Genomic DNA, 19,869 nt, shown 5'->3' with positions numbered 1-19,869 from the left:
TTCATACCCGATCCCTTAGAGGTGAATCATGACTGACATCGGTCTCGATCTTCTGTTGTCCCGCACTCAAGTCGGCAAGCTGTCCCTGAAAAACCGCATGATCATGGCACCGATGACCCGTAGCCGCGCGGGCGCTGGCGATGCAGCGACGCCCCTGATGGCCGAGTACTACAGCCAACGGGCCAGCGCCGGCCTGATCGTCAGCGAAGGTTCCCAGGTGTCGGCCCAGGGCAAGGGCTACCTGAGAACGCCAGGGATCTTTACCCCTGAGCAGATCACCGGCTGGAAACAGGTGACCGACGCGGTCCACGCCGAGGGCGGGCAGATCTTCTTGCAGCTCTGGCATGTAGGCCGTCTTTCCCATCCGTTGGTGCAGGTCAACGGCGCCCAACCCGTAGCCCCCTCGGCAATCAAGGCCGATGGCGAGATCTACACCCCTGAAGGCCTCAAGCCCTATGAACTGCCACGGGCCCTGGAGCTCGATGAAATCCCCGGCGTGGTCGCCGACTTCCGCCAGGCCGCGACCAACGCGAAGCTGGCCGGCTTTGACGGTGTGGAGATTCATGGCGCCAACGGCTACTTGATCGACCAGTTCCTGCGTGACGGCACCAACCAACGGACCGATGCCTACGGCGGCTCGATCGAGAACCGTGCACGTTTGCTCAAGGAAGTGGTCGAGTCGGTGATCGAAGTCTTCGGCGCCAGCCGTGTCGGCGTTCGCCTGTCGCCGATCTTCAGCTACTTCTCGATGAGCGACAGCAACCCGCAAGCAACATTCGACTACACGGCCAGGATGCTCAGCCGCTATGGCCTGGCTTACCTGCACATCGTGGAATTGGGCGAAGGCCCGTTCGACTTCCTGGAACTCAAGCGTCGCTTCGGCGGAACGTACATTGCCAATGGCGGCTACAGCGCCGAACGGGCCGCCACTGCCATCAGCCGTGGAGAAACTGACCTGGTGGCATTCGGCACGCCGTTTTTGGCAAACCCGGATTTGGTGGAGCGTTTCAAACAAGGCCAGGCGCTGAACACCCCTGATGCATCGACGTTCTACCAGGGTGACGAGCGTGGTTATACGGACTATCCGACCTTGGCCGGCGCTCAAGCAGGCCAAGAAGCTTAATGTTCAAGACCTGTGGGAGCGAGCCTGCTCGCGATAGCGGTGTATCAGTCACCGGCCATACCGACTGACCCGGCGCCATCGCGAGCAGGCTCGCTCCCACATTTGATTCTGGTCCTCCCGGATCTTCCAGTTGGCGCAAGCCCCTTGTGGGAGCGAGCTTGCTCGCGATAGCGATGGCTCAGACTGCAATCAAACAGTCAGGTGCTTTCCGGCACATCGATCTGAAGCGGCACCACCCGCCTCGGTGCCAGGCCTGGTGGCGTGGCTGTCGCGGCTTCGACCAACGTATCGACGGCCTGCCCAGCCAACGCCGCGACAGGATGCGACAGCACCGCCTGGACCAGGCCCGTCTTCAACGCCTCGCGTGTCAACGGCGTCAGGTCGTGGCACACCACCACCGGCAAGCGAATCCGCTGTTCCTGGAGGCTGCGCAAGGCCCGCAATACGCCGGCGATGCCACCACCGGCCACATAAAGCCCCACCAGGTCAGGCTCTGCGGTAAGCAAGTCCAGCGTGTTGCCATACGCGAACTCATCGTCCTCCAGCGTCAGGCGCGACGCGAGCAGCTCCCATTCGCTGGAGTGCTCGGCCAGATAACTGCGAAAGCTCAGCTCACACAATTCCTGGCACTGGAAACGCTGGCTGCTGAGCATGACGGCCGCCGCCCCGGGGCGACTCGCCAGACGACTGATGAACCAGCCTGCCGTGCGGCCTGTGAGTCGATTGTCCAACCCGACATACCCCGTGCCGCTGGCGCTGGACAACTCCGACAGCAGCGCCACCACCGAAACACCTGTCTCGCGCAATTGCGCAACCGCCTCCCGGACCCGGGGATGATCCACCGCCACCACGCCCAGCCCGTCCACTTGATCGCGCAGGGCCAGGATGCGTTGCGCCACGATGACCGGATCGAGGTCGTCCAAGTAGCCAATGACCACGCGAATCCGTGCTCGCGTGCAGGTCGCGGCAGCGTTCGACAACGCGTGGGCAAGCCCTTGGTAAAAAGGCACGCCGCTTTTCTGCAACAGGAAGCCAAGCCGCAAGGTCGGGCGGTCGTTGAGCACCCGCTGTTCGATAACGCCCTTGGCATGGAACCCCAACCGCGCGGCCGCCGCGGCAATGCGTTGGGCGGTGTCGGCGCGCACGTCGGCGCGCAGGTTCAACACCCGGTCGACGGTAGACAAGCTGACCCCGGCTTCCCGGGCGACATCGGCCATGGTGGGGCGAAGCATTCGCCGTGGTTTTTCTGACATGTCTTGACACCTCTTCCGACCATGATGAGGGGTTTTGACAGATTTAGCCATTGCCCCATGGCCCCCTCCCCGGCGACGCAATAGCATCAGGCCCAGCCCATAACAATAAACACAGCCGGAGTACCTCCATGGCGATCCACATCTGCACAGCGCCCTGCTGTTGGGGCGTCGACGACGTCAAGAACCCGTTCCTGCCACCGTGGCGCCGGGTGCTTGGCGAAGCGGCCAAGGCTGGCTATCGCGGCATCGAGCTGGGGCCTTATGGTTACCTGCCGCTGGACGGAACCCTTGTTCAGGCCTTGTCTGAACACGATCTCCAGATCGTCGCCGGGACGATTTTCGACGACTTGGTCAACCCCGCCAACCTGCCTGAATTGCTGCGCCAGACTCACGACATCTGCGCCCTGCTCAAACAACTGCCGCCCATGGCGCAGCAATCCGGCCAGCGCCATGCCGGGCCTTATCTGGTGATCATCGACTGGGGCCACGAGGCGCGCGACTACGCAGCCGGTCACTCGGACCGCGCCCCGCGCCTGGACGATGCTCGCTGGAACACGATGATGGCGCACATCCGCGCCATCGCTGACATTGCCTGGCATCAATACGGCATTCGCGCCGTCATCCATCCCCACGCCGGTGGCTACATCGAGTTCGCCGACGAGTTGGCGCGCCTGGTGGACGACATTCCCGATGAAGTCGCCGGGCTGTGCCTGGACACCGGGCATCTCTATTACGCGGGCATGGACCCGGTCGCGTCGCTGCGCACCTACGCCCATCGCCTGGACTACCTGCACTTCAAGGACATCGACCCGGTGGTGTTCGACCAGGTGCTGAACGAACGCATCCGCTTCTTCGCCGCCTGCGCCCGGGGCGTGATGTGCCCCATCGGGCGCGGCGTCATCGATTACCCGGCGCTGCACAGCCTGGTGCATGAACTGGGTTATGTGGGCTGCATCACCGTCGAACAGGAGCGTGACCCGCGCAACGCCGGGAGTAGCCTCGACGACGTGGCCGCCAGCCGCACCTACCTGGCCCGCATCGGTTTCTGATCACACAAGGACAACGTCATGATCAACGGCAGCAAAACAATCACGCGGCCCATCCGTTGGGCCATGGTCGGTGGCGGCGAGCACAGCCAGATCGGCTACATCCACCGCTCGGCCGCCCTGCGCGACCGGAACTTCGAACTGGTTGCCGCGGCGCTGGATATCGACCCTGCACGCGGCCAAGCCTTTGGTGAGCAACTGGGTATCGAGCCCCAGCGCTGCTATTCGGACTACCTCAGCCTGTTCGAGCTGGAAGCACAACGTCCCGACGGGATTGAAGCGGTGTCAATCGCCACGCCCAACGGCACCCACTACGCCATCACCCGGGCCGCCCTGGAAGCCGGGCTGCATGTGGTCTGCGAAAAGCCGCTGTGCTTTACCCTCGAACAGGCCGAGGCCCTGCGCAGCCTGGCGCACGCCAAGGGACGCATCGTTGGCTTGACCTACGGCTATGCCGGGCACCAGTTGATAGAACAGGCCCGGGCGATGATCGCGGCCCAGGAATTGGGCGAGATCCGCATGGTGCACATGCAGTTTGCCCATGGTTTTCACAGCGCACCGGTGGAGGCCCGGAACCAGGCCACGCAGTGGCGCGTCGACCCGCGCCAGGCCGGGCCCAGCTACGTGCTGGGGGATGTCGGCACGCACCCGTTGTATTTGTCCAAGGTGATGCTGCCCGATCTCAAGATCAAACGCTTGATGTGCAGCCGACAGAGCTTCGTCGCCAGCCGCGCCCCGCTGGAAGACAACGCCTACACCTTGATGGAATACGAAGGCGGCGCCATGGGCATGGTCTGGTCCAGCGCTGTGAATGCCGGCTCCATGCACGGGCAGAAGATTCGCGTGATCGGCTCCCGGGCCAGCCTTGAATGGTGGGACGAGCGGCCCAACCAGCTGAGCTTCGAAATCCAGGGCCAACCCGCGCAGACCCTGGAACGCGGCATGGGCTACCTGCACGCCGACGCGCTGGAGGACGACCGCATCGGTGGCGGCCATCCCGAAGGGCTGTTCGAAGCCTGGTCCAATCTCTATCGGCGCTTCGCCCTGGCCATGGATGCGGCGAACCGTGGCGACAGCGAGGCGCTGGCCGCCGTGCGCTACCCCGACATCGACGCCGGCGTGGAAGGCGTGCGCTGGGTCGAACGCTGTGTGGAGTCAGCCAACCAGGATTCAAGTTGGGTCGCCTATTGACCCGACGCCAGTCAGTCAAAATAACCCTGTGGCGAGGAAGCTTGCTCCCACTGGACCTGTAGGAGCTGGCGAAGCCTGCGATCTTTTGATCTTTCGCTTGAGACTCAAGTGTCTGGGGAAGGATCGCAGCCTCGTTTCACTCGACAGCTCCTACACGCAGTCCAGCGGGAGCAATCTCTGGCCACGGTAATAAGCGTTGCTTAACGGAGAACAACAATGAAAATCGCCCTCGACCCCTACATGCATCGCCACCTGAGCCTGCCGGACCTGTGCCGCAAGACCGCCGAGCTCGGTTTCGAATACCTCGAACTGTCGCCACGGGAAGATTTCCTGCCCTGGTGGGTCCGCCCTCGCGCCCACAAGGAACGCATCGCCGAGTTCAAGAAAGCCCTGTGCGACCACGATCTGCAACTGGCCTCGCTACTGCCGATGTATCGCTGGGCCAGCCCCCACGAAGACGAACGCCGGGCAGCGGTGAACTACTGGAAGGAGGCCATCCAGATCGCCGTGGAAATGGGTTGCACGACGATGAACTCGGAGTTTGGCCGGGGGCCGTCGCCTGATCGTGGGCATAAAGTCAGCTGCTGCGGTGGCGTGCACAGCCATGAGTCGAGCGAAGCGGCCTGGTGGCGTTCGATGGAGGAACTGGTGCCGATCCTGGAAAGCGAGGGGGTCACGCTGAACGTCGAACCTCACCCCGAAGACTGGTGCGAAACCCTGAATCCGGCCCTCGACATGCTCAAGACCCTCGGCTCGGACAACGTCAAGTTCCTCTATTGCACGCCGCACACCTTCTATTTCGGCGATGACATGAAAGCCATGATCGCCGAGGCCGGGTCGATGATCGCCCATGTCCACATCGCCGACACCTACAACCACAAGGCCTCGTCCGGCCTGCGCTACATCGTCAACCCGCCCGGCGCCAAGGTCACCGTCCACCAGCACATGGACATGCACCAGGGCGAGATCGACTGGGACCTGTTCTTCAGTGAACTGGCCAAGACCGGCTTCGACGGCATCGTCACCGCTTGCGTGTTCGGCTGGGAAGAACGGGCGGATGAATCCGGGCGCTTCATGCGCAAGGAAATCCAGTCCTACGTCGACAAATACTTCAAGTAAGCGTCTCCATCACTCCAGCAACCGGACCAGCCGCGGCTCGATCGCGCCAGCACTCACCTCGACCAACGCCAGCGTCACCGGCAGCGTGAACCGCCGCCGGCCGGCGCTGCCAGGGTTCAGGTACAGCCGGTCGCCACGCCATTCGATGCCCGGCTTGTGGGAATGGCCGCTGATCACCCACTTCACGCCCGGGTCGAGCGAGTCCTGTACATCGGCGATGTCATGAACCAGCAAGACCTGCCATCCACACAGGTCGAATTGCAGGCGGTCAGCGAGCGGCCCAGCCCAATCGGCCCCCAGGTCGTTATTGCCGCGCACCACGTACAATGGCGCAATCGACGCCAATTGATCCAGAATCCCGGGGCTGCCGATGTCACCGGCATGGATGATCCGCTCACACCCTTGCAATGCTGTCAGCGCTTGCGGGCGGAGCAGACCGTGGGTGTCGGAAATGACGCCAACTTTCATGAAATCTTTCTCCCCAATCGTGTGTCGCCGGCTGTACCTGCCTCGTCGTAGCGAGCTAACGTGCTGAAATCGAATAAGATAGGCTGCGCATCAATAATGCGCAGACCCGTCGTAAAAGGAAATATTGATGCTCGGACGCAAACGGCCAGAGCCAAAGATCGAAAACACTGATGAGCACTTCTCTCCCCAGAGCGCACGGGCTGGAGCGGCATTGCGCCTGACCGTGAGTTTCATGGTGGTGGTCATCATCGCGTTTCTGGCCGTCGAAGGCTGGCGCACCTGGCGGGATTATCGCGCGGCCTTTTCGTCCGCCCAGGATTCGGTGACGAACCTGGCACGGGCGACGGCCCAGCACGCCGAAGATACCATCCGACAAGTGGATGTGGTCACCGCCGCCCTCAGTGAACGGGTGGAGGGCGATGGCCTGCAGAACATGGACGTTGCGCGCATCCATAGGCTATTGGTGCAACAGGCCGCCATCATGCCGCAACTGCACGGGTTGTTTATCTATGGCCCGGACGGCCAATGGCTGGTGACGGACAAGGAAGTCATCCCGGAAACGGCGAACAACGCCGACCGCGACTACTTCCAGTATCACCGGACCCACGAGGACCGGGGCGTGCGCATCGGCGAAGTGATCAAGAGCCGGTCCACCAACGACCTGATCATTCCGGTGTCCCGTCGCTTGAACAATCCCGACGGCTCGTTCGCCGGTGTGTTGCTCGGAACGGTCAAGGTCAGCTATTTCGTCGACTACTACGGCGACTTCAAGATCGACGACAAGGGGGCGCTGGTCCTGGCCACACGCAGCGGGACCATTCTGGTACGTCGCCCCTTCGTCGAATCAGTGATCGGCAAGAGCCTGGTCAACAGCGTGATCTTCAGGAACTACCTGCCCACCTCGAACCAGGGCATCGCGGAGGCCAGGGCCGTGGTCGACGATACCGAGCGCCTGTATGGCTTTCGGGCCTTGACCACCTACCCGTTGGTGGTGGAAGCCGGGTTGTCGCGCGAATCCATCATCGCTCCGTGGCGGCGCGACCTGTTCAAGACCAGCTTCGTGCTGATTTTCCTGATCATGATCCTCGTCGTCTTCGGGCTCATCGTGCTGAGCCAGTTGCGCCACCGGATGACCATGGAGAAACAGATTCGCACTGCGCACCAGGCCATGCGCGACATGGCGCTGACCGACAGCCTGACCGGGCTGGGCAACCGCAGGCGGCTGGACATCGCCTTGGCCGACGAGATACGCCTGGCCAAGCGCCAGGGTTCTTCCCTGGCGTTGATCATGCTCGATGTCGATTACTTCAAGCGCTTCAACGACAGATACGGCCATGCTGCCGGGGACGATTGCCTGCGCGCGATTGCCGGTACCATTGGGCAAACGATCAAGCGGCCTGGTGACCTGGCGGTCCGGTATGGCGGTGAAGAGTTCACCGTGTTGCTGCCCAACACCGACAGCGCCGGTGCCGCCAAGGTCGCGCAGCAAATCCTCGAAGCCGTCAGGGCCTTGAACATTGAACATGGCGACCATCCCTTGGGCATCGTGACCATCAGCGCGGGTGTCACCACCTGCCAGCCGAGCGGAGAGGACGTCACCCCGGCCATGCTGATCAGGGCCGCCGATGCCTTCTTGTACCTGGCCAAGAACACCGGGCGCAACCGTTGGTGCAGCGCCGACTCGACACCTGGGTGACCCCAGCGGGACCGCCGCGCATCGGTCAAGGTCGGGCAAACCCAAGTCCACAGGTGCCTGCAAGGCGCCTGGCGGCTACAATGCTCGCTTCGACCGTGACCAGCCTGACTAAAAACAAATGTCCTTGCCCAAACATCATCTGGAATTGCTCAGCCCCGCCCGCGACGTAACCATCGCCCGCGAGGCCATCCTGCATGGCGCCGACGCCGTGTACATCGGTGGCCCGAGTTTCGGCGCGCGTCACAACGCCTGCAACGAAGTGGGTGATATTGCCCGGCTGGTGGAGTTCGCCCATCGCTACCACGCGCGTGTGTTCACGACCATCAACACCATCCTGCACGACAACGAGCTGGAGCCAGCCCGCCAACTGATCCACCAGTTGTACGATGCCGGCGTCGATGCGCTGATCGTCCAGGACCTGGGGGTGATGGAGCTGGATATTCCACCCATCGAGCTGCACGCCAGCACCCAGACCGACATCCGTACCCTGGCCCGAGCAAAGTTCCTCGACCAGGCCGGTTTCTCGCAACTGGTCTTGGCCCGTGAGCTGAACCTGCAGGAAATCCGCGCCATCGCCGATGAGACCGACGCGGCCATCGAATTCTTCATCCACGGCGCGCTGTGCGTGGCGTTTTCCGGCCAGTGCAACATCTCCCACGCCCAGAATGGCCGCAGCGCCAACCGTGGCGACTGTTCCCAGGCCTGTCGCCTGCCCTACACCCTCAAGGACGACCAGGGCCGGGTGGTTGCCTACGAAAAACACCTGCTGTCGATGAAAGACAACAACCAGAGCGCCAACATCCGCGCCCTGGTCGAAGCCGGCGTGCGTTCATTCAAGATCGAAGGCCGCTACAAGGACATGGGTTATGTGAAGAACATCACCGCCTATTACCGCCAGCGCCTGGACGATGTCCTCGAAGACCGCCCGGACCTGGCCCGCGCGTCCAGCGGCCGCACCGCACACTTCTTCGTCCCCGACCCGGACAAGACCTTCCACCGTGGCAGCACCGACTATTTCGTCAGCGACCGCAAGATCGACATTGGCGCCTTCGATTCGCCGACCTTTACCGGCGTGCCGGTGGGCGTGGTGGAAAAAGTCGGCAAGCGCGACCTGCAAGTGGTGACCTTCGATCCGCTGTCCAACGGCGACGGCCTCAATGTGCTGGTCAAGCGCGAAGTCGTCGGTTTCCGCGCCAACATCGCCGAGCCCAAGGGTGAGTTCGAAGAGGACGGCCAGAAGCGTTATCGCTACCGTGTCGAACCCAACGAAATGCCGGCCGGCATGTACCAGTTGCGCCCCAACCACCCGTTGAGCCGCAACCTGGACCACAACTGGCAGCAAGCGTTGCTCAAGACCTCCTCCGAACGCCGCGTCGGCCTGGCCTGGGTTGCACGCCTGCGTGAAGAGCGCCTGGAACTGACCGCCACCAGCGAAGAAGGCATCAGCGCCAGCGTCGCCCTGGACGGACCGTTCGGCCAGGCCAACAAGCCGGAACAGGCCCTGGAGCAATTGCACGACCTGCTCGGCCAACTGGGCACCACCGAATACCACGCCACCGCGATCGAGCTGGATGCGCCCCAGGCGTTCTTCGTCCCCAACTCGCAGCTCAAGGCCTTGCGCCGCGAAGCCATCGAGGCCCTGACCGCCGCCCGCATCGAAGCCCACCCACGCGGTGGCCGCAAGGCCGAGACCAACCCGCCGCCGGTGTACCCGGAGTCGCACCTGTCGTTCCTGGCCAACGTCTACAACCAGAAGGCCCGGGACTTCTATCATCGTCACGGCGTCAAGCTGATCGACGCGGCGTTCGAGGCCCACGAGGAAACTGGTGAAGTGCCGGTGATGATCACCAAGCACTGCCTGCGCTTCTCGTTCAACCTCTGCCCCAAGCAGGCCAAGGGCGTCACCGGCGTGCGCACCAAGGTGGCACCGATGCAGCTGATCCACGGTGATGAAGTACTGACGCTGAAGTTCGACTGCAAACCCTGCGAAATGCATGTGGTCGGCAAGATCAAGGGGCACATCCTGGACCTGCCGTTGCCCGGCAGCACAGCGCAGCCCGTGGTCGGCCACATCAGCCCTGAAGACCTGCTCAAGACGATCCCCCGCGCGCCGCATTGAGCAATGCGCACCTGAGGGAGCGAGCTTGCTCGCGATAGCGGTAGGCCTGCCTGCATTGATGTTGAATGTATCGCCGCCTTCGCGAGCAAGCTCGCTCCCACAGTGGGTTGCGGGTGTTCACGGCACTTGGGCCCGCCACTGATCCCCTGTGGGAGCGAGCTTGCTCGCGATAGCGGTGGGCCTGCTTGCATTGATGTTGAATATCAGGTGGTTGATGGCCCTGCGCCATTTTTCATTTCTGCGCCGTTTTTGCTTCGCTGTGCGACAGATTTTCCTACAGGACTCCCCCACCACTTCCTCGCGGTGTTAGGTTGCAAGCGTTTGTGTCATCAAATCAGACACTTCCCTCCTACCGCCTGCAAAGGAATGCCCAGCAATGGACTTCTCGCTCAAACACCTGGCCGTGACCACCCTGCTGTTGTCCAGCCTCGCTTCGATCACCACACCAGCATTCGCCAACATCACCGCCCAACAGGGCGCAGCCATCGTCAAAACCTTCTCCAACACCTCAGTCACCGATTTCAGGCAGTTCCTGGCCGACGTGGCCAAGAGCGACCTGGGCAAAACCGCCAACCTCGGCCCGGCCATCAGCGCGTTCCAAGGCAACAAAACCCTTTCAGCTGAACAGCAGAATGAAATCCATCGCCTGCTGGGCCTCTATGCCCGAGTGAAATACGGCCAGGCGGCCACCCAGACGCTGAAGGAACTGGTCGCCATCCCGACTTTTCGCAAGGACGGCGTCGCCCAGCACGAGAACCCCGAATTCCTCAAGATAGCCGACAAGATCAAAAGCCTGGCCGAGGCGTTCAACCTCAACTTCCGCAATGTCGACAACCGCGTCTATGAGATTTCCCTCGAAGGCAACGGCGACGAAGTCGTCGGCATTCACGCCCATGCCGACGTGGTGCCGGTAACCCCGGAAAACTGGGTATTGAAAGATGGCACCCGCCTCGACCCGTTCAAGGTCACCCTGGTGGGCGACCGCATGTATGGCCGCGGTACCGAGGACGACAAGAACGGCATCGTGGTCGCGCTCTATGCCATGAAAATCATCAAGGAAGAGAAACTGCCGCTGGCGCGCAACTTCAAGCTGCTGGTCGACACCACCGAGGAAACCACTGGCGACGCCATCCCCTATTATTTCGAACGCAACCCGACGCCCAACTACAACCTGGCGCTGGATGGCGGCTACCCCGTAGTGATTGCCGAGAAAGGCTATGGCACCGTCATGGCGAACTTCACCCGGCGCGCTGCACAGGGCAAGGGGGCAGAAATGACCGCGCTGACGGGCGGCCTGGCGACCAATCAGATTCCGTCGACGTCCGTTGCCACCTTCGCCAGCGACAAGCCCGCCGAACTGGCCGCCAGCCTGCTCAAGGCCGGCACCGACTATGCCAAGCGCAATGGCGGTAACTTCGAGGTGGCCAGCCAGGTCGTCGGCAAGGACGTCCAACTGACCTTCACTGGCGTGTCCGCCCACTCCTCCGAACCCGAGTCAGGCGTCAACCCGGTGGCAAGGATGCTGGACTTCATCAACAGCCTGGACGGCAAGGTCGCGCTCAAACGAAACCACATCACCGACGCCGCCCGCTATGCCGCCGACAACTGGGGCCTGGACTATCTGGGCAGCAAACTGGGAATTGGTTTTTCCGATGCTTTCATGGGCCCGCTCACCGCGTCCCTGACCTACGTCGGCATGGATGAGAAAACCTTCAAGTTGGCGGTCAACCTGCGGGTGCCAGTGGGCAAGAGCACAGAAGTCCTCAAGACTGAAATCGCCGACAAACTGGCCGCCTGGAGCAAGAAGTCCCACGTTGCGGTGGCCTTCGACTATTCCATTGACGAGCCGATGTACCGCAACCCTGAGGGCGAATGGGTCAAGGCACTGTTGGCCGTGGCAAGTGAAAACCTGGGCATGGAACACAAGTACGGCACCTCTGCCGGCGCCACTTCGGTTCATGACTTGCCCAATGGCGTGCAGTTCGGCCTGGCCATGCCCGACGTCAAGTACACCGGTCACAACGACAACGAGTTCAAGACGGTCGAGCAGTTCCTGTTGGACTTGCAGATCGTGACCGAGATGATGGGGCGGATCGGGCAGTTGCCGAAGCTCTAAGGCGCGTGTGATCCATTGTGGCGAGGGAGCTTGCTCCCGCTCGGTTCTGTAGGAGCTGGCGAAGCCTGCGATCTTTTGATCTTTCGCTTGAGATTCAAGTGTCTTTGGGAAGATCGCAGCCTCGTTGCACTCGACAGCTCCTACACCTTCGGGTGAGTGGCGCTTGGATCGATGACCTTGGCGGTAATATCGACCAGCTCCAACCCCCAATCCCCGTGCAGGTACCAATCCTCTCCGATCATCTCGGCCGGGTGCATCGTTCGATCGGCACCGTTGCCGCAGGCCAGCGCACTGGTCGGACAGTAACGATCACACCCCCAGCAAATACGCTCGGGATGTTTGGGACTGATGGGAAAGGGCTTTGCCATGACGACCCCGTATAACTGATGGGTGTACCCGCACCCTACCGCGTCGGGGCGCCGTGCCCCTTGATCCCGATCAAGAACAACCGTGCAGGAACGAGTCGGCATTCGTTGTGGGAAAATTCGCGCTAAAAATTGACAAGAATCATTATTATTCGCAGCAAAGCTTCCTAGACTCGGCGCCATTATTTAGCCAACCAGGAAGTCATCATGCGCACACTTGCAACTCTGCCTCTGGCCCTGCTGTTTCTCGCACCGCTGGCCCAGGCCAAGGAATACCCCATCGGCGAACCGCAACTGTGCCCAGGACTGGAGGTCGGTGCGGTGTATTTGCAGCCGATTGAAATGGCCCCGGCCGGGATGATGCGAGCCACGGCCGATTCCGACGTGCACCTGGAAGCCGATATCCGCGCCACGGCGGACAATAAGCAGGGCTTCCAGGAAGGCAGTTTCGTGCCCTACCTCAATGTGTCGTTCCAACTGAAAAAACAAGGCAACGACACCGAGCTCAAGGGTGACTTCCACGCCATGGTCGCCAACGACGGGCCGCACTACGGCGACAACGTCAAGCTGCTCGGCCCTGGCAAATATCAACTGACGTTCACCCTCCTGCCGCCTGGCGGCCATGGCTCGCTCGGCCGTCATACCGACAAGGAAACCGGTGTGGCGCCATGGTTCGAACGCTGCGAACTGCATTACGAATTCGTCTACGCCGGGATCGGTAAAAAAGGCGGGTACTGAGCATGCGCCGCTCATCCTGCCCACGGCACGTCGCGCCTCATCGACACCTGGCCTGGTTGATGCTGGCCGGTTTGCTGCTGCCCTCGATCGCCCAAGCCGAATTGCCGACTTACGAACTGAGCATACGCGACGGGCATTTCACGCCCTCGCAACTGGAAGTGCCGGCCGGGCAACGGTTCAAGATCGTGCTGAAAAACATCGGCCAGGGCCCGGCGGAGTTCGAAAGCACGCCTTTGCGCGTCGAGAAAGTGCTTTCGCCCGGCGTCACGACCTTCGTGGTCATCCACCCGTTGCGCCCCGGGCGCTATCCGTTTTTCGACGAATTCAATCCGCAACTGCCCGAGGGCGGGATTCTCGCCCAGTAATCGGTCAGCAGGAGGCGTTTGCATGACTCAATCGATGTTTATTGTCTGGCGCGAAAGCGTCGAGGCGTTGTTGGTGATCGGGATTCTCCAGGCCTGGGTCAGCCGGCAACAACAGGCCAGCCAACTGCTGCGCTATGTATGGACCGGCGCGGCGCTGGGCCTGCTGCTTTCGGGCGTGCTGGCCGGCCTGATCCTGCTGGCCGGCGAGGCCATGAGCGGGACGGCCAATGAATGGTTCCAGGCGTCGCTGGCGCTGGTCGCCAGCCTGCTGATCGTGCAGATGGTCGGCTGGATGCATCGAAACGCGAGGACGCTCAAACATGACCTGACACGCCACGCCGACCAGCGCCTGAGCCGCCAGGGCGGCCTGGGACTGTTGGTGCTGGCGCTGCTGGCGGTCAGCCGCGAAGGCAGTGAAACCGTGGTGTTCCTGTATGGTGCCGGTGCGCGTCTGCAAGGGCCGCAACTGGGCTTGTTCGCTGTGGGCGCGCTGGCCGGGCTGGTGCTGTCGCTGCTGACCGTCTCCTTGCTGCACAGCAGTCGCCGGTTCATCTCATGGCCGCGTTTCTTTGCCATCAGCGAAGCGATCCTGCTGCTGTTGGGGGCAGCGTTGCTGGTCAGCGGTATCGAGCGGGTCGGCGGGCAACTGCTCGCGATGGATTGGCCCGAGGCGGTGTATCGCGCCATTGGCGACGCGCTGTGGGACAGCAGCACGATACTCGACGACGGCCATGGTTTGGGCGGGTTCCTGGCGGACTTCACCGGCTATCGGGCCAGCCCGAGTGCGATGACGCTGCTGGTGTGGCTGGGCTATTGGGCCGTTGTCGCGGGCTGGCTGCGGCCGCGTAAGACGGAAAACCTGCCATGCCCGACCTGAACCCCTGGCTCCAACGCCTGGGCGACGGCATGCGGCGCCACGGTGCAACCATTCGTGCCGTGCAATGGGCGGTGGTGCTGTTCTACGCGGTGCTGCTGGTGGTGCCGGCCCTGCTGCCATTGCCCAGCGCCCAGGCACGCCTGTTCGATAATCTCACGCTGCTGGCGCAGTTTCTGTTCTGGGGCCTGTGGTGGCCGTTCGTGTTGCTGTCGATCGTGTTGTTCGGGCGACTCTGGTGTGGCGTGCTGTGCCCGGAAGGCGCCTTGAGCGAATGGGCCAGCCAGTACGGCAAAGGCTTCGGGGTGCCGCGCGGATTGCGCTGGGCTGGCTGGCCGACCTTGGCGTTCTGCCTGACCACCCTCTACGGTCAACTGATCAGCGTCTACGACTACGCCCAGGCGGCGTTGCTGATCCTGGGCGGCTCGACCGTCGCCGCGGTGATCGTCGGCCTGTTGTTCGCCCGGGGCAAGCGGGTGTGGTGCCGTTACCTGTGCCCAGTCAGTGGCGTCTTCTCGCTGCTTGCTCGCTTGGCGCCTGTGCACTTTCAGGTGAACGAACAACGCTGGCTGGAAAACCCGGCACCGCGTCGCCCTCCTCCCAACTGCGCGCCCTTGCTGGACATCCGCCGCATGCGTGGCGCCGCCGATTGCCACGCCTGTGGTCGCTGCAGCGGCCAGCGCGATGCGGTACGGCTGATTGCCCGCTCCAGCAGCGAGGAAATCCTGCACTCGACGGCTGACACCCTCTCGCCCTGGGATGTTCGCTTGCTGTTGTTCGGTGTCATCGGCCTGGCCATGGGCGCCTTCCAGTGGACTGTCAGCCCCTGGTTCATCGACCTCAAGCAAAGCCTGGCCCAATGGCTGGTCAGTCATGATTGGCTCTGGGCACTCCAGGACAACGCGCCCTGGTGGCTGTTGACGCACTATCCGCAACTCAATGACAGTTTCAGTTGGCTCGATGGTTTTTGCATCGTCGCGTACCTGGCCATGAGTGCACTGGTGATAGGCACTTCGCTGATGCTGCTGATGCGCCTGGCGGCACGCCTCTCGGGTGACAGCACACAATATCCGCCCTTAGCCATCACCCTGACACCCCTTGGCGGTGCAGGGTTGTTCCTCGGCTTGTCGGCCACCACGGTCAAACTGCTGCGCTATGAAGGACTGCTGCTGGAATGGGTACAACCGGCTCGGGCCGTATTGCTGATAGCGGCGATAGCCTGGAGTTTATGGCTGGGCTACAAACGCCTGCAGCAGACGCAGGCTCCACCGACCCAACGATTGCCAGCCATGGCATGCCTGGTCTTGGCCAGTAGCCTGGTGGGTTATGGCTGGTGGCTGCAGTTCTGGGGATGGTGATGTGTTCACAACACCCTGTGGGAGCGAGCTTGCTCGCGATGAGGCCGGCACATTCAACATCACCAAAAACTGACACACCGCCATCGCGAGCAAGCTCGCTCCCACAGGAGAAACCCGCCAGACCGCCTCGCTTTTGATCTTGATCTTGATCTTGATCTTGATCTTGATCTGGGACGCCCCGTTAACCACGCTGGCTGAACGAAGGTATTGCGCAGTGGGCAACCCGGCATGGATGCCGGGTTAGCCGCGCTGGGCCATGGATGGCCCTTCGCGGCGGCCCACGGAGCAATGCCTTCGTTCAGGCATGCCGAGCCTAGGCGAGGCACCGAGTGGTGGGGCAAAGCGCTTTTGGTTACTTTTGGCGCTTTTCCAAAAGTGACCCGCTGTAAGAGCGGAACCATAAGTAGCCGTTACCTAAATAACGGATATTCACCCCAAAAGCCCTCAGCCCCGAACCCACCGCCCCTGCCGACTCAACTCAGGCTTTTTTAAAAACACCCTCTGCGGCAACAGCAACCAAGCCAACGCCGGCAGCAAGATCAAGGCCCCCAGCATGTTCACCAAAAACATGAAGGCCAGCAAAATCCCCATATCAGCCTGAAACTTGATCGGCGAGAACGCCCAGGTCGACACCGCCACAGCCAAAGTCATACCCGTCAACAACACCACTTTGCCGGTGAACAAAAGTGCCTGGTAATACGCCTGGGCCAAGGTATCACCTGCCCGCATTCGCGCCAGGATCACGCTCAACACATAGAGCGCATAATCGACCCCGATGCCCACACCCAGTGCGATGACCGGCAGTGTCGCGACTTTCACCCCCATGCCCAGCCCCACCATCAGCGCCTCGCACAGGATCGAGGTGAGCATCAGCGGCAGCATCGCGCACAGGGTCGCGCGCCAGCTGCGGAAGGTCACCAGGCACAGCAGACTGACTGCGCCATAGACCCAGAACAGCATCTCGCGCATGGACTTCTTCACCACGATATTGGTCGCCGCTTCGATCCCCGCACTGCCGGCCGCGAGCATGAACTTGACCTCTGGCATCTGGTGCCCGGCAATAAACTGCTCACTGGCCTCCACCACCCGGTTCAAGGTGTCAGCCTTGTGATCGGCCAGGTAAACGTACAGCGACAGCATCGAACAGCCCTGATTGAACAGTTCTCGCGGGGCACGGGTTTGCACGGCACCCAGCGCGCCGTCATTGGGGATCAGTTCATACCATTTGAAGTTGCCTTCGTTATAACCGGCCGTGGCGATCTTGCTCAGCGCGGCCATCGAGGTGGTCGATTCCACGCCGGGCAATTGCTCCAGTTGCCAGGCCAGCGCGTCTACCGCGGACAGGCTGGCGTAACGGGTGCATTGATCCTCGGGGGTCTTGATCATGACCACGAAAATATCCGAGCTGGCCGCATAGTTCTGGGTCATGAACAACGCATCGCGGTTGTAGCGCGAATCGGCACGCAACTCTGGAGCCCCAGGGTCCAGGTCGCCGATTTTCAGGTGCAGGCTCACGGCAAAACCAAACGCGGCCAACAGCAAGCCAGTCAACATGGCGCCCGTGGCCCAGCGCCGTTGGGTGAACAAATCGAGCACACGCCACAGGGGATGCTTGATCTGCGCCTGTTGCTCGGTGGTTTCCGCACTCAGGCTGCGTTGCGCCGCCGCCGGGCTGACGCCGATATAGCTGAGCAGGATCGGCAGCAGGATCAGGTTGGTGAAAATCAGCACCGCCACCCCGAGGCTGGCGGTGATTGCCAGGTCCTGGATCACCCGAATGTTGATCAGCAGCAACACCGCGAAGCCCACCGCATCACAGAGCAAAGCGGTGATACCGGCGGCGAACAGGCGGCGGAAGGTATAGCGCGCGGCGACCACCCGGTGGGTGCCACGGCCGATGTCCTGCATGATGCCGTTCATCTTCTGCGCGCCATGGCTCATGCCAATGGCGAACACCAGGAACGGCACCAAGGCCGAGTAAGGGTCCAGTTCATAACCGAGCAGCGCTAGCAGCCCCAGTTGCCAAAGCACCGCCGCCAGTGAACAGATCACCACCACCAAGGTGCTTCGCGCGCAACGGGTGTAGCCAAACAGCACCAATACAGTCACCAGCACCGCCACCACGAAAAACAGCAATACCTGGGTCATGCCCTCGATCAGGTCGCCGACGATCTTGGTAAAGCCGGTGACATGAATCCGCAGGTCATCGCTCTGGTACTTGTCTCGCAGCGCCTCCAGTTGCCGGGAGAACTCGCCATAGTCCAGCGCCTTGCCCGTCTGCGGATTGATTTCCAGCAACGGCACGAAGATCACGCTGGACTTGAAGTTGCCGGCGACCAATTGCCCGACTTCCCCGGAGCGGGCCACGTTGGTCCGCACCTGCTCGAGGCTGGTGGCCGAGCCATCGTAGTCGTCGGGGATCACCGTGCCGCCGTCGAGGCCGTCTTCGGTCACGGCGGTCCAGCGCGTGGTCGGGGTCCATAACGATTTCATGTAGGGGCGGTCGACGCCCGGCAGCAGATAGAGCTCATCGTTGAGCCTGGCCAGGGTGTCGAGGTAGTCCTTGGTAAAAATACTCCCCTGCTTGACCTCCACGGCGATGCGCAGCGAGTTGCCCAGGCCGCTCAGTTCCTTGCGATTCTCCAGGAAATTGGCGACATAGGGATGCCCGGTGGGGATGGTCTTCTCGTAGCTGGCATTGATGCCGATGCGCGTGGCTTGCCAACCGAGCACCAACGTCACCAACAGACACAGCAGGATCACCAGCGGTCGATGGTTGAAGATCGCCCGCTCAGCAAAGTTGCCTGACGCCCGGTCGAAGTCTTCCTGGCGGCCGATCACGGTTTGGGTTCTGTCGTCTTTCAAGTTTGACTCCTGTTGCACGAGCCTTGGCCCGATAGCGCTACACCGTGAAGTTTCAAGGTTTACCCGCGGCCCGTGGATCCTGGTCAGCGGCGACACCGGACAAACCGACGCTGGTCAGGCTGCCGTCGACCGCCTGTTGCACGGCAGCGAGCGTCCCGCCGCTGCGGCTCTGACGCTTGTCAAAGCTTCGCCCTTGGTCATGGCTGAATAAAAGTTCACCACTCTGGCTGGCCAACAACAGGCCGCCGTCGCGCAGTTGGAGGGCGCTCGCCAGCGTCGACTCGATACCGGTGTCAAGGCGTCGCCAAGTGTTGCCACGATCCCCGGACCACCAGGCGTTGCCGCGCAAGCCATAGACCACCAAGGCCCCGTCGCGGGTGCCGAGCAAACCGAAGAAACTGCCCTCATACGGCGACTTCAAGGCCTGGAATGACTGCCCGGCGTCGGTCGAACGCAACAGCAAACCGCGCTCCCCCACCAGCCACAGATCGTTGCCCAAGGCGCGGATGCCGTACAAATTCAAGCCCTGCGGATTGTCCACATGCCGCATCCACGGCTGCCAGCTCAGCCCGCCGTCGTCGGTACGGAAGATCTGGTTGTAGGCGCCCACGACGTAGCCGTGCAGGCGGTCACTGAAGTACAGGTCGAGAAACGGTTTATCCGGTCCGTCATCGAGCATGCGCCGTGCCTGCGCCAAGTGGCTGGAACCGTCGGGTTGATTGACATCGCGCTCAGCGAACTGCACCGCCGAGGCGATGGCACGCTGACCGTCGAGTTGCTTCTGCCAGGTTTCCCCGCCGTCCTGGGTGTGCAGCACCACGCCCAGATGACCGACCGCCCAGCCCTGCTCGGCATCGACGAACTGCACCGCCGTCAGGCTGACGCTGACTGGCACCTTGGCCTGGCGCCAATTGACTCCAGCGTCATCGGAGAGCAGCACGATCCCGCGCTCACCGACCGCCACCAGACGCTCGCCGGCCCGGGCCAGCCCGAGCAACACCGAGCGCTGCGCCTTGGCGGTCGGCAATGCCGGCTGTTGCAGCACGGCCAATGTCGTGGCCTGTGCAACCAAGGGCACGCTCACCAACAGGCTCCCCACCAAGGCGCAAACACCCCACAGCGGACTGCGGCGCGCAAAAAATTTTTCAACGTTCATATCGTTATTCCGCCTGG

At 62.1% G+C, this 19,869-nt stretch carries 16 protein-coding genes; 11 read left to right on the top strand and 5 right to left on the bottom strand.

Going from position 1 to position 19,869, the window contains the following annotated elements; translation table 11 throughout:
- Positions 1-28: 28 nt before the first annotated feature.
- Positions 29-1,123, top strand: coding sequence for an alkene reductase (locus tag LOY50_RS13565; protein WP_258691125.1), 1,095 nt, complete (start codon positions 29-31; stop codon positions 1,121-1,123).
- A 197-nt stretch (positions 1,124-1,320) separates the two neighbouring features.
- On the opposite strand, the gene LOY50_RS13560 is transcribed toward LOY50_RS13565, so the two are convergent.
- Positions 1,321-2,376, bottom strand: coding sequence for a LacI family DNA-binding transcriptional regulator (locus LOY50_RS13560; RefSeq protein ID WP_258691124.1), 1,056 nt, complete (start codon positions 2,374-2,376; stop codon positions 1,321-1,323).
- A 128-nt stretch (positions 2,377-2,504) separates the two neighbouring features.
- Between LOY50_RS13560 and LOY50_RS13555 the strand changes: the two genes are divergently transcribed.
- The 3 genes from LOY50_RS13555 to LOY50_RS13545 all read left to right on the top strand — a co-directional run bounded on the left by LOY50_RS13555 (position 2,505) and on the right by LOY50_RS13545 (position 5,732).
- Entirely contained in the window at positions 2,505-3,425 is a 921-nt protein-coding gene (locus LOY50_RS13555; protein ID WP_258691123.1) for a sugar phosphate isomerase/epimerase, read from the top strand.
- 18 nt (positions 3,426-3,443) lie between these two features.
- Complete coding sequence (locus LOY50_RS13550; protein ID WP_258691122.1) at positions 3,444-4,613, top strand: Gfo/Idh/MocA family protein; 1,170 nt, start codon at positions 3,444-3,446, stop codon at positions 4,611-4,613.
- Positions 4,614-4,829: 216 nt separating this feature from the next.
- On the top strand, positions 4,830-5,732 hold the full coding sequence (locus LOY50_RS13545; protein ID WP_253474509.1) for a sugar phosphate isomerase/epimerase family protein: 903 nt from the start codon (positions 4,830-4,832) through the stop codon (positions 5,730-5,732).
- A gap of 9 nt (positions 5,733-5,741) precedes the next feature.
- Here the strand turns inward: LOY50_RS13545 and LOY50_RS13540 are convergent, their stop codons facing one another.
- Positions 5,742-6,200 (bottom strand): metallophosphoesterase family protein, encoded by a 459-nt coding sequence (locus LOY50_RS13540; RefSeq protein ID WP_253474506.1) that lies wholly within the window; start codon positions 6,198-6,200, stop codon positions 5,742-5,744.
- Positions 6,201-6,327: 127 nt separating this feature from the next.
- On the opposite strand from LOY50_RS13540, the gene LOY50_RS13535 reads away from it, so the two are divergent.
- From LOY50_RS13535 to LOY50_RS13525, 3 genes are all read left to right on the top strand, one after another.
- Positions 6,328-7,896 carry a sensor domain-containing diguanylate cyclase gene (locus LOY50_RS13535; protein WP_258691121.1) on the top strand — a complete coding sequence of 523 codons (1,569 nt, stop codon included), beginning with the start codon at positions 6,328-6,330 and terminating at the stop codon, positions 7,894-7,896.
- A gap of 118 nt (positions 7,897-8,014) precedes the next feature.
- Positions 8,015-10,015, top strand: a complete 2,001-nt coding sequence (locus LOY50_RS13530) for a U32 family peptidase (protein ID WP_258691120.1) — start codon at positions 8,015-8,017, stop codon at positions 10,013-10,015.
- 376 nt (positions 10,016-10,391) lie between these two features.
- The gene (locus LOY50_RS13525) at positions 10,392-12,131 is read left to right on the top strand and encodes a dipeptidase (protein ID WP_258691119.1); all 1,740 of its coding nucleotides are present in this window, start codon (positions 10,392-10,394) and stop codon (positions 12,129-12,131) included.
- Positions 12,132-12,271: 140 nt separating this feature from the next.
- On the opposite strand, the gene LOY50_RS13520 is transcribed toward LOY50_RS13525, so the two are convergent.
- On the bottom strand, positions 12,272-12,499 hold the full coding sequence (locus tag LOY50_RS13520; RefSeq protein ID WP_053179517.1) for a DUF3079 domain-containing protein: 228 nt from the start codon (positions 12,497-12,499) through the stop codon (positions 12,272-12,274).
- A gap of 204 nt (positions 12,500-12,703) precedes the next feature.
- On the opposite strand from LOY50_RS13520, the gene LOY50_RS13515 reads away from it, so the two are divergent.
- The 4 genes from LOY50_RS13515 to LOY50_RS13500 are packed head-to-tail and all read left to right on the top strand — an operon-like array spanning position 12,704 to position 15,831.
- On the top strand, positions 12,704-13,234 hold the full coding sequence (locus LOY50_RS13515) for an iron transporter (protein WP_063321427.1): 531 nt from the start codon (positions 12,704-12,706) through the stop codon (positions 13,232-13,234).
- Positions 13,235-13,236: 2 nt separating this feature from the next.
- A complete protein-coding gene (locus LOY50_RS13510; protein ID WP_258691118.1) occupies positions 13,237-13,599 on the top strand; it encodes a cupredoxin domain-containing protein in 363 nt (120 codons plus the stop codon).
- Positions 13,600-13,621: 22 nt separating this feature from the next.
- Positions 13,622-14,476 carry an FTR1 family protein gene (locus tag LOY50_RS13505; RefSeq protein ID WP_258691117.1) on the top strand — a complete coding sequence of 285 codons (855 nt, stop codon included), beginning with the start codon at positions 13,622-13,624 and terminating at the stop codon, positions 14,474-14,476.
- Entirely contained in the window at positions 14,464-15,831 is a 1,368-nt protein-coding gene (locus tag LOY50_RS13500) for a 4Fe-4S binding protein (RefSeq protein WP_258691116.1), read from the top strand. Before LOY50_RS13505 ends, LOY50_RS13500 begins: the two co-directional genes overlap by 13 nt.
- A 444-nt stretch (positions 15,832-16,275) precedes the next feature.
- Here the strand turns inward: LOY50_RS13500 and LOY50_RS13495 are convergent, their stop codons facing one another.
- Both LOY50_RS13495 and LOY50_RS13490 read right to left on the bottom strand, forming a co-directional pair.
- Positions 16,276-18,696 carry an RND family transporter gene (locus LOY50_RS13495; RefSeq protein ID WP_258691115.1) on the bottom strand — a complete coding sequence of 807 codons (2,421 nt, stop codon included), beginning with the start codon at positions 18,694-18,696 and terminating at the stop codon, positions 16,276-16,278.
- Between the two features lie 52 nt (positions 18,697-18,748).
- Positions 18,749-19,852 carry a YCF48-related protein gene (locus tag LOY50_RS13490; RefSeq protein WP_258691114.1) on the bottom strand — a complete coding sequence of 368 codons (1,104 nt, stop codon included), beginning with the start codon at positions 19,850-19,852 and terminating at the stop codon, positions 18,749-18,751.
- Positions 19,853-19,869 lie beyond the last annotated feature (17 nt).

This window comes from Pseudomonas sp. B21-010, from assembly GCF_024749325.1.
Classification (GTDB): domain Bacteria; phylum Pseudomonadota; class Gammaproteobacteria; order Pseudomonadales; family Pseudomonadaceae; genus Aquipseudomonas; species Aquipseudomonas kilonensis.
The sequence above is the reverse complement of the archived record's forward strand: the minus strand, read 5'-3'. Positions and strand labels throughout refer to the sequence as shown.

What these genes read in the sequence shown, in the direction of transcription:
- LOY50_RS13565 (WP_258691125.1), top strand. Translation starts at nt 29, where the DNA reads ATGACTGACATCGGTCTCGATCTTCTGTTGTCCCGCACTCAAGTCGGC.
- LOY50_RS13525 (WP_258691119.1), top strand. Translation starts at nt 10,392, where the DNA reads ATGGACTTCTCGCTCAAACACCTGGCCGTGACCACCCTGCTGTTGTCC.
- LOY50_RS13545 (WP_253474509.1), top strand. Translation starts at nt 4,830, where the DNA reads ATGAAAATCGCCCTCGACCCCTACATGCATCGCCACCTGAGCCTGCCG.
- LOY50_RS13510 (WP_258691118.1), top strand. Translation starts at nt 13,237, where the DNA reads ATGCGCCGCTCATCCTGCCCACGGCACGTCGCGCCTCATCGACACCTG.
- LOY50_RS13535 (WP_258691121.1), top strand. Translation starts at nt 6,328, where the DNA reads ATGCTCGGACGCAAACGGCCAGAGCCAAAGATCGAAAACACTGATGAG.
- LOY50_RS13515 (WP_063321427.1), top strand. Translation starts at nt 12,704, where the DNA reads ATGCGCACACTTGCAACTCTGCCTCTGGCCCTGCTGTTTCTCGCACCG.
- LOY50_RS13505 (WP_258691117.1), top strand. Translation starts at nt 13,622, where the DNA reads ATGACTCAATCGATGTTTATTGTCTGGCGCGAAAGCGTCGAGGCGTTG.
- LOY50_RS13560 (WP_258691124.1), bottom strand. Translation starts at nt 2,376, where the DNA reads ATGTCAGAAAAACCACGGCGAATGCTTCGCCCCACCATGGCCGATGTC.
- LOY50_RS13540 (WP_253474506.1), bottom strand. Translation starts at nt 6,200, where the DNA reads ATGAAAGTTGGCGTCATTTCCGACACCCACGGTCTGCTCCGCCCGCAA.
- LOY50_RS13550 (WP_258691122.1), top strand. Translation starts at nt 3,444, where the DNA reads ATGATCAACGGCAGCAAAACAATCACGCGGCCCATCCGTTGGGCCATG.
- LOY50_RS13490 (WP_258691114.1), bottom strand. Translation starts at nt 19,852, where the DNA reads ATGAACGTTGAAAAATTTTTTGCGCGCCGCAGTCCGCTGTGGGGTGTT.
- LOY50_RS13520 (WP_053179517.1), bottom strand. Translation starts at nt 12,499, where the DNA reads ATGGCAAAGCCCTTTCCCATCAGTCCCAAACATCCCGAGCGTATTTGC.
- LOY50_RS13555 (WP_258691123.1), top strand. Translation starts at nt 2,505, where the DNA reads ATGGCGATCCACATCTGCACAGCGCCCTGCTGTTGGGGCGTCGACGAC.
- LOY50_RS13500 (WP_258691116.1), top strand. Translation starts at nt 14,464, where the DNA reads ATGCCCGACCTGAACCCCTGGCTCCAACGCCTGGGCGACGGCATGCGG.
- LOY50_RS13530 (WP_258691120.1), top strand. Translation starts at nt 8,015, where the DNA reads ATGTCCTTGCCCAAACATCATCTGGAATTGCTCAGCCCCGCCCGCGAC.